Source organism: Sulfitobacter sediminilitoris (genome assembly GCF_010667575.1).
Taxonomy (GTDB): domain Bacteria; phylum Pseudomonadota; class Alphaproteobacteria; order Rhodobacterales; family Rhodobacteraceae; genus Sulfitobacter; species Sulfitobacter sediminilitoris.
Genome location: NZ_JAABNT010000002.1, coordinates 497372 through 514427 on the forward strand (window position 1 = coordinate 497372; position 17056 = coordinate 514427).

Here is a 17056-nt window from a genome sequence, read left to right on the forward strand (position 1 = left end):
GTAGCGGGATGCAGAACCAGTCAGATCAGATCCTGTGGCGCGAAGGCGATGTGCCCGTCTCCTCTCGCTTTGACGATCCGTTCTTCAGCCTTGAAAACGGCGTTGGCGAAACGCGGCATGTATTTCTTGACGGAAACGACCTGCCCGCGCGCTTTCGCCCCGGTTTCCAGGTTGCCGAACTTGGCTTTGGAACGGGGCTGAACCTTCTGGTCGTTTGGGACGCTTGGGTGCAATCGGGGCAGAGCGGCAACCTGAACTTTACCAGTTTCGAGGCATTCCCGATGAGCGCCGACGACATGGCCCGCGCGCATCGGGCGTTTCCGGCGTTTGACGGGCGGCGCGATCTGCTGACTGCGGCATGGACGGGGCAAGGGCGGCGGATCGATCTGCCCGGATTGTCAGCCGAGATCGTCATCGGCGATGCGCGGCAGACGCTGCCACGTTGGACCGGGTCGGCGGACGCCTGGTTCCTGGATGGGTTCTCTCCTGCCAAGAACCCCGAGCTTTGGTCGGATGATCTCTTGGCCGAAGTTGGCAGGCACTGCGTCTCCGGAGGCACTGCCGCCACCTATACCGCTGCCGGGTTCGTCCGCCGGTCCCTTGCAGACGCGGGCTTCGTGGTTGAGCGGGTCGCAGGCTACGGACGCAAAAGGCATATGACACGTGCCCGGATGCCCTCATGAGCCAAAGCAATAACATCCCCCTTGGTATCGGCCTGATGGTCGCTACGACCTTTGTTTTCGCGGTGCAGGACGGGCTGTCGCGCCATCTTGCGGCGGAATACAACGTGCTGATGGTCGTGATGATCCGCTATTGGTTCTTTGCCGCCTTCGTCATCACCATCGCCCGGCGCAAGGCCGGTGGCATTCGCGTCGCCGCACAGACATCCCAACCCATCATTCAGGCGGTGCGCGGTCTTTTGCTGGCATCGGAAATCTGCGTGATGGTCGTTGCCTTCACCATCCTCGGCCTTGTCGAAAGCCATGCTGTCTTTACGTGCTATCCGCTGCTGGTGGCGGCGCTGTCCGGCCCGGTGCTGGGCGAGCGTGTGGGTTGGCGACGGTGGTCTGCGATTGGCGTGGGGTTCATCGGTGTGCTGATCATCCTGCAACCGGGTATGAGCGTCTTTGACCCCGCCGCTGCTATCCCCTTGCTGGCCGCTGCGATGTTCGCGATTTACGGCTTGCTGACGCGCTACGTTGCGCGCGCCGATACCACCGCGACCAGCTTTTTCTGGACCGGGACCGTCGGCGCTGTTGCGATGACAATCGTTGGCCTGTGGTTCTGGGAGCCGATGACGCCGACAGACTGGTTGTTCATGGGGTGTCTGTGCATCACAGGCGTCACGGGGCATTGGCTGTTGATCAAATGCTACGAGGTCGCGGAGGCCAGCGCGGTGCAGCCCTTTGCCTATCTGCAATTGGTCTTTGCCGCGATCATCGGGATCAGCTTATTTGCAGAAACGGTCCGCCTGAATGTCGCCATTGGCGCCGCCATCATCGTGGCGGCGGGGCTATTCACCTTCTGGCGCGAACGGCTTCAGCGTGTCGCCAATTAGTTCCTGCGAGAACGGAATCGGTAGGGGCTTCTTGCCCAGACGCGCCCGGTAGACGGGCAGGCTTTCTGTGACGCGCATGATGTAGTTTTGCGTTTCGCGGAATGGCACCATTTCGACCCAGTCCACAATGTCGATGTCGCCCTTTCGCGGATCACCATAATCGCTGATCCAGCGAGGCGGGCGCGCGGGGCCTGCATTGTAGGCGGCTGACACCATCACGACGTTGCCATCGAACCGGCCCGCCATCTGGCTGAGGTATTCCGCCCCAAGCCGCGCATTGTAATCCGGATCAGCGGTCAGCCTGTCGGTGGTGTGCAGCGCAATGATCCCCAGATCAGTTGCCACATCCCGTGCGGTGGCGGGCATGATCTGCATCAGGCCACGCGCGCCCACGGGGCTTTGCACTACCGGATCAAATTCGCTTTCCCGCCGTGCAATGGCCAGTGTCATTTCGGGGGCCATCGGCAGCTTGCGCCCTGCCAGCGGATGCAAGGCGTAATAGGGTGCAGCAATGGTCAGCCCCCGTCGTGCAGCGCGTTTGCCGATCATGACAGCGGCGTGGGGCTGTTCAATATCGATGGCAGCCTGTCCCAGCAGGGCAAGATCTTCGGGCACAAGTTGATCAGCAAGGTGTGACCAGAACCGTTCGGCAAGGCTCAGTTCCCCTGACGCCTGCAACAGCAACCCGGCTTCGAAAAGCGGATCGTTGACCAGCGGTGAGGTGCGCCAATCTACATCCGGCGCAGCCCCGGTCAAAGACATGTCGAAAGGCAAACCAGCGCGTTCCGCGGCCAGAAGGCCGTAAAATGACGTCTGGAACTGGGCCCCCATCGCATAGGCCTTTTGCGCCTCGTCCGGCTTGCCCAACGCCTCAAGCGCGCGCCCCTGCCAGTATCCTGCGCGACCTTGCGAGATTGGGGATTGAACCGCGTTGTCGTGATTCAGGAAGTGCTGATAGGCAGCTTCGGGATCATCCAAGAACCGCAACGCGATGTATCCCGATAGCCACTCCAGATCAGCGTAATGCGATCCGCTTTCAAGAAAGTGTTGCGAGGCCATCAGGTAAGCCTTTTGCGGATCGCCTGAGCGCATCTCTCCGCGGGCGAGGGCGCGGCGGCGGTTGGCCCATGCTTCGGGGCGTCCAAGGGCGTCAGCACTGATAGAGCGCTCCAGCAGCAGCGCCTTGGCGTCGTCCACCAGGCCCGCGCGAATGCGCCACTCAAACCGATCATGTTGCAGGCCCGCGCTTGCGGCCTGCGCGGGAGCCAAGCCGTTGATCATCGCATTCACACCGCCTGACCGCCGCTGCAACGCGATCCGCGTCTCAGCAAGCGCCTTTTCTTCTTTGCTGACCAGATCGTACATTTGGCGGGCCGCTTCGTGTTCTTGCTCCCATAGCATGGCGTCCAGCCGCGCCTGATGGTGCGGTTTCAGCAAATCCTCGTGCGCAGCCAAATACACGTCCTGCGTTTCGGCATCCATCGGCATGGTCCGCCATGCGAGAACAAGATCAGCCTTGGCTTCGCCGACCTGATCCGCCCGGACGAGGGCTGCCGCATGGCCCAGTACGCCACGCGGTGTTTGGGGCGGCATTTCTGCAAAAAAAGACAGGATCGCGGCATCGTCTTCCTCGATCACCGCATCTTCGGTTTGCTTGCGCAGATAGGCTTCTCCAGGCCAGTCGCGGCGACGGTCCAGAAAGGCACGTGCTTCGGCATAGGTGCCCCGCCCCGCACGCAAACGATGCCATTCGATCACATCGGCGGCAACCTGCCCGTCGCGCGCCGCAATCCGGGCGGCCCCGTCCCAACTGCCTGCCCGCATCGCCTCCAACGCCCAGCCCAAGGGGCGGGGGCGTTCGGCGGATGCGCTCAGCGCGGACATAAAAACAACTGCTAAAACGGCCAGAATCCGTGTCATCGCTTGCAATTCCTGTGACCTTGGGGCTAGAGCCTTGCAACATATCGCATGGGACAGCGCAATCAAATCACAAGCCTGTCTCTTCATCGTCCCCGACCGGTATTCCGCCGGCCAGCACAATAAAGGAGCGTGCACATGTTCAAAGGCTCACTGCCTGCCCTCGTCACGCCGTTTCGCAACGGCGAGCTGGATCTGGAGACGCTGAAAAAACTCGTCGAATGGCACATCGGAGAAGGCTCAAACGGGCTGGTTCCGGTTGGCACCACGGGCGAATCTCCTACCCTGTCGCACCGCGAGCATGAGATCGTCGTGGAAGAGGTCGTCAAGGCTGCCGCTGGCCGTATTCCGGTGATCGCGGGCGCCGGTTCCAACAATACGGTCGAATCGATCCGGTTGGCCCGGCATGCGGAATCTGTCGGCGCGGACGCGATCCTCGTGGTCACACCCTATTACAACAAGCCCACGCAGCGCGGTCTGATCGCCCATTTTACGGCCATTCACGATGCCTGCGAATTGCCGATCATCATCTACAACATTCCACCCCGTTCCGTGATCGACATGACCCCGGCGACAATGGGTGAACTTGCCAAGCTGCCGCGCATTGTCGGCGTCAAGGATGCCACCGGCGATCTGGCCCGCGTGTCGATGCAGCGCATGACTTGCGGCAAGGATTTCGTACAGCTGTCAGGAGAAGATCCGACGGCACATGGCTTTAACGCGCAAGGCGGGGTCGGCTGTATTTCCGTGACCGCAAACGTGGCCCCCAAGCCGCTGGCCGAGATGCAGGCCCATTGTGCGGCTGGCGATTACGCAAAGGCGCTTGAAATTCAGGACCGTCTGATGCCGCTGCACAAGGCCATCTTTACCGAGCCGGGCCTTGTTGGCGTGAAATACGCGATGTCGAAGCTCGACCTGTGTTCGGATGAGGTGCGCCTGCCGTTGACCGGCCTGTCGGATGAGACGAAAGCGCTGGTTGATGACGCGCTGCGCCATGCAGGGTTGCTGAACTGATCCGGACAGCCCTTTAAAACCCTAATACACGCTTAACGGGTAACCCGCGGGTTACCCGTTTTCTGTTTGTGGGGTCTTTAGCGTTTGCCGTAGTAAAGGCCGACGACATGCTCGGCTTCGGCAAAGAACAGCCAGCGCGACGTCAGCACGCCTGCCACGTGGGCCACGACAGCGATCAGTGCAAGGAAGTGGTTGAAGGGCAGCAACAGCAGCACCACGGGCGCGATGATCATCAGCCCCAGCGCAATGATGCGCAGTTTTTGCGCATGCTTGCGCCCCACCACATGCACGAATTCGCGCAGCAGGTAATTGGTCCCGGTGTGTGGGGGTTCAAACGCCCGGACCGTGCCGATATTTCCCAGCTGCGTTGCGCTGGCCATATCGGTGCCGGAATTTTCCAGCGCCTTGTCCCCCATCAGCCAGGTGGCGATCTGAATGGCACCTGCGATGACCAACAGCACGACGGCCCAAGTGATCTGGCCCGCCATCAGTGCGCCGCCAGCGATGCTGAGCGACAGGAAATAGGCCGGTGTCAGGGGCAGCTGGTTCCAGCGCGGAATCGTCTTGAGCTGCGCGTATATCATCGAGGTCGTGAAAACCGTTGCTAGTGAGAAAAGTGCGCCAATGATCCCCAGCAACGTCCACCTTTGGTCAAAAAACACCAGTCCCGCGCCGTAAAGTGCCATCAGAACAAGCGCTACGACCGCACACCAGCCTTCGCGGCTCAGCCAGCTTGTGCGCCATTGGGTGAAAGCCTTGAGCGCCCGTTCAGGGTGACCGAGGTGGAAGGTAGACGAGATCAGACCGCCCACCGCAAGGATGTAGGCGATGGTGAAAAAGGCAAAGGCGGTCCAGCCCGTAACCGCCGGAAAGCCGAAACCCAGCCAGAACAGAAGACCAAACCCAAGACCCGAGAAGGTAGAGAAGAAGATGACAGAAGGTGCCGGATGCATCAGATTTTCTCCAGAGCTTTGTCGAGCCAGCCAAGGAAACCCTTGGGCTCTGCGTCTACTACCGGTTCAAGGAAGGGGGCCAGCACATCGAATTCCGGCAAGGCGTCCTTGGGGCGCGGGGGCAGGTATTTGTTCACAGGCTTGGTGCCTTGTTCCGGCATCAGGTCAACACCGCCACGTTCGGCGACCAGTTGGCTGACGTCACTGTCAGGATCGCCCAGATCGCCAAAATGCCGCGCGCCTGCCGGGCAGGTGCGCACGCAGGCGGGCTGGCGGTCTTCTTCGGGCAGGTTTTCATTGTAAATACGGTCCACGCAGAGGGTGCATTTCTTCATCACGCCTTCAAGCTGGTCCATCTCGCGTGCGCCATAGGGACAGGCCCATGCGCAGAGGCCACAGCCGATGCAGTCGCTTTCGTTGACCAGCACGATGCCATCCTCGACCCGCTTGTAGCTGGCACCGGTCGGGCAGACCGTGACGCAGGGCGCATCCTCGCAATGCAGGCAGGACTTGGGGAAGTGGATGAGCTGCGCCTCGCCTTGCGCGGGCTGCACCTCGTAGCTGTGGACGCGGTTGAGGAAGGTGCCCGAGGGCTCCGCCCCGTAGGGATCGGTGTCTGACAACGGCGCGCCGTAGTTCTCGGTGTTCCAGCCTTTGCAGGAGATCACGCAGGCGTGGCAACCGACACAGGTGTCAAGGTCGATGACAAGGCCGAGTTTCTTTTCGGTGCTTGCGGGAAGAGACGTCATGGGTGGCGCTCCTTGCTGGTGTTGACTGGGGCTCTGCCCCAGACCCCGGAATTGTAATGGAAAGATGAAGCGAGCGTCATTCGCCTACCTTCCATGCGAGTTTGTCCGGGCCCTGGCCAACGGGGGATTTGATGGGCGGATATTCGGGGCGGGATTCCCTGGGCGCCTGCGCCTTTTCGATGCGGACCTTGAGGTCGAACCAGGCGGCCTGTCCAGTGATCGGGTCGGAGTTGGCCCAGCGCAAACCGTCGCCCTTTGGCGGCAGCAACTCGTGGATCAGGTGATTAAGCAGGAAGCCCCTGGTGGCCTCGGGTGCGTCCTTGTCGAGCGCCCAGGCCCCCTTGCGTTTGCCGATGGCGTTCCAGGTCCAGACGGTGTTTTCGTTCAGCGCGGCCATTTCCATGACGGGTACCGTGATTTCGCCATGCGGCGAGGACACGCGCGCCCAGTCGCCGTCCTTGAGATCATTCTCGCGCATCAGCTTGGTCGGCAGATAGAGCGGGTTATGGCCGTGGAGCTGGCGCAGCCATGCGTTCTGGGAGCCCCAGGAGTGATACATCGCCATCGGGCGCTGGGTGAGCGCGGTGATGGTATAGCCTTCGTTGCCCTGCTGGTCTGTTTCATACCAGATCGGCAAGGGCGACATCGTGTCCTTGATCCGCTGGCGCAGATGGTCGGGCGGCTGCCGCTCGCCATGGCCTTCGGCGGCAAGCTGGAACTTGCGCATCGGCTCTACGTAAAGGGAAAAGAGATAGGGTTGCGGGCTGTCGTAGAGACCCATGTCCACGGCCCATGACTGATAGGCGGTGTTCCACGGCTTGTAGTAGTTTGACCCGTCGGGGATGTGTTCGACGAAGAAGCCGCCGTTCTTGATGTAGCTGTCAATCTGCGCGGCGTTCACGCCGCCGCGCCCCGATTGCAGGCCCTTGTCGCCCATGCGCCAACCTGCCAGCGGCCCAATTCCGGGGCGGCGTTCGTGGTTGATGATGTAATCGGCGTAATCGGCGTATTTCTGGCTGCCGTCCTCGTTTGTAAAGCCCGGCAGGCCCAGCCGCGCGCCCAGATCGCAGAGCGCGGACTGGAAGCCTTTGACGTTGCGGTCTGGCTCCACCACCGGCCAGCGGATGGCATCCGCTACCGCGTCCGCCTCGCAGATGGGGCGGTCGAGGAGAGAGATACAGTCGTGGCGTTCAAGGTAGGTGGTATCTGGCAGGATCAGGTCGGCGTAGGCCACCATCTCGGATGAATAGGCGTCGGAATAAATGATGTGCGGGATGACGTAATCGCCGTTCTCATCCTTGTCCGTCAGCATCTCCATCACGCCGCCGGTATTCATGGAGGAGTTCCACGACATGTTCGCCATGTACATGAACAGCGTGTCGATCTTGTAGGGATCGCCCGCATGGGCGTTCGAGATCACCATGTGCATCAGCCCGTGGGCCGACATGGGGTTTTCCCAGGTGTAGGCCTTGTCGATGCGGGCAGGCGTGCCGTCTTCCTTGAGCGCCAGGTCCTCGGGTCCGTGGACAAAGCCCAAGTGAGGGCCGTTCAGTGGTGCGCCGGGCGTGAGTCCCACGTGCGGTTTAGGGTGCGCGGTCGCGGGCTTTGGGTAGGGCGGTTTGAAGCGGAAGCCGCCGGGAACCTCGACCGTGCCCAGCAGGATTTGCAGCGTGTGCAGGGCGCGGCAGGTCTGAAAGCCGTTGGCATGGGCCGAGATGCCGCGCATGGCGTGGAACGACACCGGGCGGCCGGTCATAGTCTTGTGTTTCTCGCCGCGGAAGTCGGTCCATTCGTGGTCAAGTTCGAAAGCTTCCTCGAATGCGACGCGGGCCAGTTCCGCCGCGATCGCGCGAATGCGCTTGGCGGGGATACCGCAGCGTTCCGCGACCGCCTCGGGCGCATAGTCGTCCGAAAGGTACATCTCGGCCATGCGGTGGAAGACGGGGCGATGCGTCACGCCCTTGGCGCGGTGGGTGGCGGAGAGGTCGGGCTTCACGCCGGGCTGATCGTAGGGCGTCAGCTTGCCGGTTTCACGGTCGATCACCAACTGCTTGCCATCCTTGTCGCGCATATAGAGGCCGTATTCGGGCGACTTGGGATCTTCGTTCAGCAGCACCGGCGCGTCGGTGTATTGGGCGAGGTAATTCAGGTCGATCTTGCCCGCCTTCATCAGGCAATGGATCATCGACAGGATGAACAGACCATCGGTGCCCGGTGTGATGCCAACCCAATCATCGGCCACGGCGTTATAGCCGGTGCGGATGGGGTTCACCCCGATCACCCGTGCGCCGCGCCCCTTGATCTTGCCAATCCCCATCTTGATCGGGTTGCTGTCATGATCCTCGGCCACGCCGAAGAGCATGAACAGCTTTGTGTGATCCCAATCCGGCTGGCCGAACTCCCAGAACGCGCCGCCTATCGTGTAAATGCCTGCGGCGGCCATGTTGACCGAGCAAAAGCCGCCGTGGGCTGCATAGTTGGGCGTGCCGAAATTTTGCGCCCAGAAGGACGTGAAAGACTGTGACTGGTCGCGACCGGTGAAGAACGCGAGTTTCTCGGGGTTTTCTTCCCGGATCGGCTTGAGCCACTTGCAGGTGATGTCATAGGCCTCGTCCCAGCTGATCTCTTCAAACTCGCCTGATCCACGTGGGCCGACGCGCTTCAACGGCGCCTTTAGCCGGGAGGGCGCGTTGTGTTGCATGATCCCCGCAGACCCTTTGGCGCAGAGGACGCCTTGGTTGACCGGGTGATCGCGGTTGCCCTCGATATAGGCGACCTTGCCGTCCTTGAGGTGCACATTGATCCCGCAGCGACAGGCGCACATGTAACAGGTTGTCTTGCGGACCTCATCAGAGACCTTGGGCGACAGGTTCAGCTTGGGCTGGTTCATGCGGTTCGGTCCTTTTTCAGTTCAAATGAGGCTGCGCAGCAGCGAGAGTGCTGCAAGCCCGATCAGGAGACACAGGCAGAAAGGTTTGTAGTAAGGTTCCCACCGGGGATTGAAGAGCTTGGTACCCAGCCATACGCCAATAATGGTTATTGGCACCAGCATGATGGCACTCTGCGCCGCAGCGAGGGTCATCACGCCGAATGAGAACAAGTACACCAGCGACCCGAGTGATCCGATAAAGAGGTAGAGCACAAGTGTCCCACGCATGGAACGCGCTGTGTCGTTCTGGCTGAGCACGTAGAGGGCGACGACCATGCCGCCCACATGAGCGACCCCGGACACGATACCGGCCACGAAGCCCGCGACCAGTGTACCCGCACGGTTGGCCAGCGCCGGGATGCTGATCTTGAGCAGTTGCAGGGCGGCAAGCACCAGAATGACGCTCAGCGAGATCCGGCTGGACGCTGCCACCGGCAGGCTGACGGTCATCCACAGGCCAAGCGGCCAGCCCACCCAGTTGCCGATCACCAGCAACGCCGCGCGTCGCCTGTCCGCGTCGCGCCAGCCGCCGCGCGCCATCAAAAGGCTCGCAGCCATTTCCTGAAACCACAGGATCGGGATCAGCAGGATAGGCGCGATGAAGCTGGCAGCAGAGGCCATAACGAGAGCCGAGAGTGCAAAGCCCGAAAACCCGCGGACCAGTCCGGCGGCGAACAGGATTGCCACCAAAAGTGCGGTATCGGCTGGTGCGACAGGCAAAAGCGACCATAGATCAGCCATCACTCGCGTTCGCTTGAAGAACGGTCACTGCGATCATGTTCAGAACGTCTTCCGCGTCGCAGCCGCGCGACAGGTCATTGGCGGGTTTGTTGAGCCCCTGTAGTACCGGGCCAATTGCCTCGGCCCCACCGATGCGCTGGGCGATTTTATAGCCGATGTTGCCCGCGTCGAGGTTGGGGAAGATCATGACGTTGGCATGGCCTGCAACAGCAGAACCGGGCGCTTTGGACGCCCCGACAGAGGGGACAAAAGCCGCGTCGAACTGCATCTCACCATCAGAGGCGAGGTCGGGATGGGTATCCTTCAGGATACGGGCAGCTTCGGCCACTTTGGTGACGCTGGGATGTTTTGCACTGCCCATGGTCGAAAAGCTCAGCAGCGCCACCTTGGGCACCTCGCCCAGCAGTTTCTGGTGGGATGCAGCAGAGGCGGCTGCGATGGCGGCGAGTTCATTTGCATCTGGATCGATGACCAGACCGCAATCGCCAAATGTCAGCGTCCTGCGGCCCGAAGCGTGCCCTTCTGGCAATGCCATCAGGAAAAAGCTGGAAACCAGCGGCGCATCCTTGGCCTTGCCGATCACCTGCAAGGCGGCGCGGACTGTATCGGAGGTGGTGTGAACGGCACCGCCGACTGTACCATCGGCGTGGCCATTGCGGATCATCATAGCGGCAAAGACCAGCACATCGCGCGCCTGTTCCGCAGCGTAGTCTTCGCGGATGCCCTTGTGTTTGCGCAGATCAAAATATCTCTGTGCGACTTCGGCCGTTAAAGCGGATGTCGCCGGGTCTTGAATGGCAATGTCATCGCTGGTGGACGCACCGGCCTTGGCAAGAAGATCTTGTACCTCTGCCTGAGGGCCCACCAGTGTGATCCGGGCAACTCCCGCGCGCGTTGCCTCAAGTGCGCCGGCCACGATCCGGGGATCGTGGCCTTCGCTGAGAACGATGTGGGCGGGCCTTGACGCGGCGCGAGCGCGAAGCTCCTGCAATATGGTCATGGCACGTCCTTTTTATGTGGGTGCTGGGATGGCACCGATCAGGCGACCTGCTGAGGACGCATGTCGTCCTTGCTGATGCCTGCCACGGCGACGGGCTTTTTCATCGCGTCGCGGCGGAAAGGCTCACCCAGTTCCTGGTTGATCATGGCCTCGATCAGCGTGGTCTTGCCATGCTTCATCTGGTCCTCAATCGCTTTGTTCAGCGCAGCGGTCAGCTCGTCCATGGTGCGGGCGACAACGCCTTCCAGCCCGCAGGCCTTGGCGATACCGGCATAGGAGACTTCCTCGTCCAGCTCGGTGCCGACGAAGTTGTCGTCGAACCACAGGGTGGAGTTCCGCTTTTCCGCGCCCCACTGGTAGTTGCGGAAGACGATCTGCGTCACGGCGGGCCAGTCGCCACGGCCGATGGCCGTCAGTTCGTTGACCGCGATGCCGAACGCACCGTCACCGGCGAAACCGACAACCGGCACATCCGGGCAGCCGATCTTGGCACCGACGATGGCGGGCAGGCCATAGCCGCAGGGGCCGAAGAGGCCTGGGGCCAGATATTTGCGGCCCGCGTCGAAGTCAGGATAGGCGTTGCCGATGGCGCAGTTGTTGCCGATGTCGGAGCTGATGATCGCTTCGCGCGGCAGCGCGGACTGGATCGCGCGCCATGCCATACGGGGGGACATCCAGTCGGGCTTGGCCTGACGGGCACGCTCGTTCCAGGTGGTGCCGGGATCGTCCTGCTCATGTGTGAGAGACGTGAGTTCCTGCGCCCATGCGGACTTCTTCTGCGCGATTTTGGCTTTGCGCTCTGCGCGGCCTGCATCGCCTGCGTCGTCGGCCAGTTGGTTCAGGATGCCCTTGGCCACCTTCGCCGCGTCACCCACGATGCCCACGGTGACCTTCTTGGTCAGGCCGATGCGGTCGGGGTTGATGTCGATCTGGATGATCTTCGCATCTGCGGGCCAGTACTCCATGCCGTAGCCGGGCAGAGTGGAGAACGGGTTGAGGCGGGTGCCGAGGCACAGCACCACGTCGGCGTCCTTGATCAGTTCCATGGCAGCTTTTGAGCCGTTGTAGCCCAGCGGGCCAGCGAACAGAGGGTGCGATCCGGGGAATGCGTCATTGTGCTGGTAACCAACACAAACCGGCGCATCCAGACGCTCGGCCAGCGCCTTGGAGGCTTCGATACCGCCGTCGGACAGAACCACGCCTGCACCATTGAGGATAACAGGGTTCTTCGCTTCGCTGAGCAGCTTGGCCGCTGCGGCAACAGAGTTTTCACCGCCGGGGGACCGCTCGAATTCGATCGGATCAGGGATTTCGACGTCGATGACCTGTGTCCAGAAATCGCGCGGAATGTTGATCTGGGCCGGACCGGACAGGCGCTTGGCTTGGCTGATCACGCGGGTCAGTACCTCGGCCACGCGTGTCGGGTCACGTACTTCTTCCTGATAGGCGACCATGTCTTCGAACAGTTTCATCTGCTCGACTTCCTGAAAACCACCCTGCCCGATGGTCTTGTTCGCGGCTTGCGGTGTGACCAGCAACAGCGGCGTGTGGTTCCAGTAGGCCGTTTTCACGGCGGTCACGAAGTTGGTGATGCCGGGGCCGTTCTGTGCGATCATCATCGACATCTTGCCGGTGGCGCGGGTGAAGCCGTCTGACATGAAGCCGCCGGACCCTTCATGGGCGCAGTCCCAGAACTTGATCCCCGCATCGGGGAAAATATCGGAAATCGGCATCATAGCAGAGCCGATGATGCCAAAAGCATTGTCGATGCCGTGGCGCTGGAGGACTTTGACGAATGCCTCTTCGGTCGTCATTTTCATAGCAGACTATCCTTGATTAAGCAGGGTGTGAGCGAATCTTGCCGCAAAGTACTGTGGTGGCAGTTTTCGGGTAGGGCCAATGGAGATAGCAGAATAAGGCCAGATCATACTGTCAGGGCCATTTCGTGGGCGATAATGTCAACGCCTTCCCTGATCCGGGATGTGGGGATCGAAGAATAGGCGAGGCGGTAGTAGTTCGACGGCTGATGCGTGCCTGCAAAAAAGGCCCGTCCGGGCTCAATCAGCACGCCCTTGGATTGAAGCTTGCGCGCCAAATCATCGGTGTTGATGTGATCAGGTGCGCGCATCCAGAATGATGACCCGCCGTAATACCCACGCCCGGAGATTCGCAAGGCGTGCGCGGCAAGCGCCTCTTCCATCACCTTGCGGCGTTCCTGGAGCGCGGTGCCCATCCGCCGTATCAGCGCGTCGTAGTGCCCCAATGACAGGAAATAGGCGGCGGTGCGCTGGATGTGTCCGGGCGGGTGGCGCAGAACGGAGGCGCGCAGTGCCCGAGCCTCGCGGATAAAGGGTTCGGAGCCGACGAGATAGCCAAGCCGCAGACCGGGGAACAGCGACTTGGAAAAGCTACCGACGTAGATCACCCGCCCATCCGCATCGAGCGATTTCAGCGCGGGCGACGGGGATTTGAGAAAGGACATCTCGAACTCGTAGTCGTCTTCGACGATCAGCGCGTCCATTTCGCGGGCGCGGTCCAGCAGGGCCCGGCGTCGGTCCATCGGCATTGTCGCGTTGGTGGGGCATTGATGGCTGGGCGTTGTGAAAATCACGTCCGTATCGGGTGGGATGGCATCTGGCGGCAGGCCGTCATGGTCAACGCGCACAGGGGTTACGTGGCAGCGGGATTGGGACAGGATGTCCCGGAGCGCTGGGTAGCAGGGGTCTTCCAATGCTGCGCGTCGACGCTGTGTCAGCAGCACTTGAGTGGTCAGCCAGAGGGCATTTTGTGCGCCGAGCGTGATGAGTATCTGTTCGGGCCGCGCGGTGATGCCGCGCCGGGGCAATGTATGGCGGGCGATGAATTCGATCAACTGGGGGTCGTCCTGATCAAAGTAATCTGTGGTCAGGGAATTGAAGTCGCGCTGCCCCAGCGCCTGCAGGGCGCACAGTCGCCAGTTGGTATGATCAAAGAGTGTTGGATCGGCCTGACCATAGATAAAAGGGTAGCGGAATTTGGCCCAATCCTGTGGTTTGGACATGGCCGCGCCACCGCTGAATTTCTGACCGATGGCGCGGGTCCAGTCCACCGCATCCTGACCTTCGGGTGTGATGGCAAATGTGGGTGGGGCCGGTGCATTTTCCGATACGAAGTAGCCGGAGCGCCCCTTGGAGGTGAGATAATCGTTGGCCAGGAGTTCCGTGTAGGCGATTGTGACTGTGATCCTGCTGACGCCGAGATGCGTGGCAAGTTTTCGCGTGGATGGGAGTTTTTCACCTTGCTGAAACCGACCCGACAGGATGCCTTGCGCGATCATCTGCTGAATCTGCTGCTGGAGCGTGCCTTGCGCCTCGGGATGCAGAAAGAAGGTTTCGACAGGAAGGGTCATACAAGCAGTATACTCTGGACCTAAATGTCTGGCAATCTGGTATGATGCGACCGCGAATTTCTCCGTGTGCAATCAAAACCTTAAGCAGAGATTTGCGTAAAGTAAATGATAAATGAGACTCAAGGTTTCAATTTTGAATATGTAAGCGCTTACATGGTACGCCATCTTGCGTCGTGAGTCGAGCCATAACGGCCATATTTGTTTTGACCTGCCTTTGCAGTGCCGCCTTGAAGGCACTTAGTCCTGAGTGACGCGCTGGGTTCTGGGCGCTAAGACATGTACAGGCCCAACAGCGGACCAGCGCTTTGACCTGAGGGCTTCGCGCAAGACAGCGCCATGCCTGAGTTCGCGGTCAGCTCCCGCAGATACGCTAGGTGATTGTCAGCAGATGAGCTGTGACGAAAAGGCCTGTATTAACATTTGTTTGGCTATGTTAATGACCAGTAATAAAGATTAAAGGCGCCTATTGATGAAGCATGATATCCCTCAACGCCGTGACCCATTCAGGATGTTGCAGACTGCTCTGGCGCAGGACTGGCAGTCAATCGAGACAATTCCGCTGAAAGGCGAGGGCGAGTTTCTGGTTTTGACAATCTCTGGCCTGATCCGGTTGGCGCGAAACAGAAAGCATTACAGAAAGCACCGTGAGGCTGATGGTTACGGACCGCAGCGCACGACGGTCTGCGCCGTGGACACCGGGAACTACCTTGGGGCTATCGCATGGAAGTGGCCCGACACTTCACAAGGTTCGGAAATAAAAACCCCCGCATAAAGCAGGGGCTTTTGAATATCGTTCTATGCTTTTCTGCTTATGGGCAAGCGGCTGTGTAGCGGCTGCCATCTGGACGCTGGTATACACATGCGCCGCTCGCGGTGCGGCCGATATAGCTGCCTAAAGCGGCGCCTGCCGCACCGCCAACGAGTGCGCCAACAACCTTGTCGTCATCACCAGAAACAGCTGCACCAGCAGCGGCACCGATGGCAGCACCGGCAAGAGTGCTGGTTTGTTGGTCAGCAGGGGCGCAGGCACCCAGCGCGGCGATCAGGGGAAGGGAAAGCATCAGCTTTTTCATGTCAGTCTCCAATATTCCATTGAAGAGATAACACCGCATTTTGGGCCTCGTTCCATGACATTTGTCAAATAGGCGGGCTTTGGCCGACCAGATACGACAAAAAGAAAAAAACCGCCGAGGTTCACCCGGCGGTTTAGCTCTTCTGCTTTGGTCGGAGTTACCCGAAAACGCGGCCCAATGCCTCATCAACGGAGGCCACGATCTGATTGATGTCGTCTTTGGTCGCGATCAAAGCGGGTGAGAAGCAAAGCGTATTGTTCTTGCCCGGCAAGGAACGGTTGGTCGCGCCAATGATCGTGCCTTGTTGCATGCAATCACCAACAACGGCCTGAACCATCTTTTCAGCCACAGGTGCGCGGCTGTCGTGATCTTCGACCAGTTCACAGCCAAGGAAAAGGCCCTTGCCGCGCACCTGACCGATGACCTTGTGCTTGTCCGCCAACGCGTTCAGCTGGTCCAACATGTAGTGGCCCATGTTGGTGGTGTTTTCGAGCAGGTTTTCCTCTTCGATGATCGCCATGTTCTCAATCCCTGCGGTGGGGCCTGCGGTGCAGCCTCCAAAGGTCGAGATATCGCGGAAGTAGTTCATCGGATCAGTGTGATCATCCTTGAACATGTTGAACACTTCTTCGGTGGTCACAAGGCAAGCGATGGCGGCATAGCCCGATGCAACGCCCTTGGCCATGGTCACCATGTCAGGCTTGATACCATAATGCTGATAGCCGAACCACGTGCCGGTGCGGCCCACCCCGCAGACGACCTCGTCGATGTGCAGCAGGATATCGTACTTTTTGCAAATTTCCTGCACGCGATCCCAGTAGCCGTCGGGTGGGACGATCACGCCGCCGCCTGCCGTGACTGGCTCAAGGCAGAGCGCACCGACCGTATCGGGACCTTCGGCGAGGATGACTTTTTCGATCTGGTCGGCGGCCCAGACACCATAGTTCTCGGACGGTGCGCCGTCCTGTTCAAAAGCGCGGTACTCAAGGCAGTGCGGGACGCGGACGAACCCTTCGGTAAAGGGGCCGTATTGCGCGTTGCGCTCGTCCTGACCACCGGCAGAAAGGCAAGAGATCGTGGTTCCGTGGTAGTCGCGGTCGCGGTAGAGAACCTTGTGCTTTTTGCCGCCGTAGCGCTTGTGCGCGATCTGACGGACCATCTTGAAGCCCTTCTCGTTGGCTTCGGAACCGGAGTTGCAGTAGTAGACGCGGCTCATACCGGGCATCTTGTCGATCAGCATCTCGGCGAAATTGGAACCTGGGATGGAACCTGCGGAGCCTGCGAAATAGTTCAGTTTGATCAACTGGTCGCGCACGGCATTGGCGATACGTTCGCGGCCGTAGCCGACGTTGACGGTCCAGACACCGCCAGATACGGCGTCGATGTGTTCCTTGCCCTTCTGATCCCAGACGCGCATGCCCTTCCCCTCGACAATAATTCGGGGATCCGTTGTTTCATAGGGTTTGTGCTGGCTGAGGTGGTGCCAGATGTGCGCGCGGTCTGCCTCGACAACGCGGGAGATGTCATTTTCGTTGAAATTGCCGTCCATGGTGAGGAACCTTTCCGTAACGCGGGATGCGTGAAATCAGGGCATAGCAGGCCCTGTGATAGCTACTGTTTGCTGGTTAATCGCAGAATCAAGTAGGGCCAATATTGATCGAACCGTAGCGCCAGATTTTTGCTGTGTCTAATCCGCATTCAAACAGGCTTGCCGTGCGACAGCAGCGTGAGGTC

General features: G+C 60.2%; 14 protein-coding genes. 4 read left to right on the forward strand and 10 right to left on the reverse strand.

Features of this window, described 5'->3' with window-relative positions; genetic code table 11:
* Positions 1-8: 8 nt before the first annotated feature.
* Both mnmD and GV827_RS05315 read left to right on the forward strand, forming a co-directional pair.
* The gene (gene mnmD, locus GV827_RS05310) at positions 9-683 is read left to right on the forward strand and encodes a tRNA (5-methylaminomethyl-2-thiouridine)(34)-methyltransferase MnmD (RefSeq protein WP_164352646.1); all 675 of its coding nucleotides are present in this window, start codon (positions 9-11) and stop codon (positions 681-683) included.
* Positions 680-1558, forward strand: a complete 879-nt coding sequence (locus tag GV827_RS05315) for a DMT family transporter (protein ID WP_164352647.1) — start codon at positions 680-682, stop codon at positions 1556-1558. The genes mnmD and GV827_RS05315 overlap by 4 nt, the downstream gene beginning before the upstream one ends.
* On the opposite strand, the gene GV827_RS05320 is transcribed toward GV827_RS05315, so the two are convergent.
* Positions 1514-3478: a lytic transglycosylase domain-containing protein gene (locus GV827_RS05320; RefSeq protein WP_164352648.1), complete on the reverse strand. Its 1965-nt coding sequence runs from the start codon at positions 3476-3478 to the stop codon at positions 1514-1516. The genes GV827_RS05315 and GV827_RS05320 overlap by 45 nt on opposite strands.
* Before the next feature lie 135 nt (positions 3479-3613).
* Here GV827_RS05320 and dapA point away from each other — a divergent pair, with 135 nt between their 5' ends.
* Positions 3614-4489, forward strand: a complete 876-nt coding sequence (dapA, locus tag GV827_RS05325) for a 4-hydroxy-tetrahydrodipicolinate synthase (RefSeq protein ID WP_164352649.1) — start codon at positions 3614-3616, stop codon at positions 4487-4489.
* Positions 4490-4566: 77 nt separating this feature from the next.
* Here the strand turns inward: dapA and GV827_RS05330 are convergent, their stop codons facing one another.
* The 7 genes from GV827_RS05330 to pdxR form a co-directional block, all read right to left on the reverse strand.
* Positions 4567-5442, reverse strand: coding sequence for a dimethyl sulfoxide reductase anchor subunit family protein (locus GV827_RS05330; RefSeq protein WP_164352650.1), 876 nt, complete (start codon positions 5440-5442; stop codon positions 4567-4569).
* The gene (locus tag GV827_RS05335) at positions 5442-6191 is read right to left on the reverse strand and encodes a 4Fe-4S dicluster domain-containing protein (RefSeq protein WP_164352651.1); all 750 of its coding nucleotides are present in this window, start codon (positions 6189-6191) and stop codon (positions 5442-5444) included. Before GV827_RS05335 ends, GV827_RS05330 begins: the two co-directional genes overlap by 1 nt.
* A gap of 76 nt (positions 6192-6267) precedes the next feature.
* Positions 6268-9081: a molybdopterin oxidoreductase family protein gene (locus GV827_RS05340; protein ID WP_164352652.1), complete on the reverse strand. Its 2814-nt coding sequence runs from the start codon at positions 9079-9081 to the stop codon at positions 6268-6270.
* A 21-nt stretch (positions 9082-9102) separates the two neighbouring features.
* Positions 9103-9861 carry a sulfite exporter TauE/SafE family protein gene (locus GV827_RS05345; protein WP_164352653.1) on the reverse strand — a complete coding sequence of 253 codons (759 nt, stop codon included), beginning with the start codon at positions 9859-9861 and terminating at the stop codon, positions 9103-9105.
* Complete coding sequence (pta, locus tag GV827_RS05350) at positions 9854-10861, reverse strand: phosphate acetyltransferase (RefSeq protein WP_164352654.1); 1008 nt, start codon at positions 10859-10861, stop codon at positions 9854-9856. Before pta ends, GV827_RS05345 begins: the two co-directional genes overlap by 8 nt.
* A 38-nt stretch (positions 10862-10899) precedes the next feature.
* Positions 10900-12681: a sulfoacetaldehyde acetyltransferase gene (gene xsc, locus GV827_RS05355; protein ID WP_164352655.1), complete on the reverse strand. Its 1782-nt coding sequence runs from the start codon at positions 12679-12681 to the stop codon at positions 10900-10902.
* Between the two features lie 104 nt (positions 12682-12785).
* Complete coding sequence (gene pdxR / locus GV827_RS05360; RefSeq protein ID WP_164352656.1) at positions 12786-14249, reverse strand: MocR-like pyridoxine biosynthesis transcription factor PdxR; 1464 nt, start codon at positions 14247-14249, stop codon at positions 12786-12788.
* 469 nt (positions 14250-14718) lie between these two features.
* Here pdxR and GV827_RS05365 point away from each other — a divergent pair, with 469 nt between their 5' ends.
* Positions 14719-15021 (forward strand): hypothetical protein, encoded by a 303-nt coding sequence (locus GV827_RS05365; RefSeq protein ID WP_164352657.1) that lies wholly within the window; start codon positions 14719-14721, stop codon positions 15019-15021.
* Positions 15022-15058: 37 nt separating this feature from the next.
* Here GV827_RS05365 and GV827_RS05370 read toward each other — a convergent pair whose 3' ends face one another.
* Entirely contained in the window at positions 15059-15322 is a 264-nt protein-coding gene (locus GV827_RS05370; RefSeq protein ID WP_164352658.1) for a glycine zipper 2TM domain-containing protein, read from the reverse strand.
* A 157-nt stretch (positions 15323-15479) separates the two neighbouring features.
* Positions 15480-16871 (reverse strand): aminotransferase family protein, encoded by a 1392-nt coding sequence (locus GV827_RS05375; protein ID WP_164352659.1) that lies wholly within the window; start codon positions 16869-16871, stop codon positions 15480-15482.
* Positions 16872-17056 lie beyond the last annotated feature (185 nt).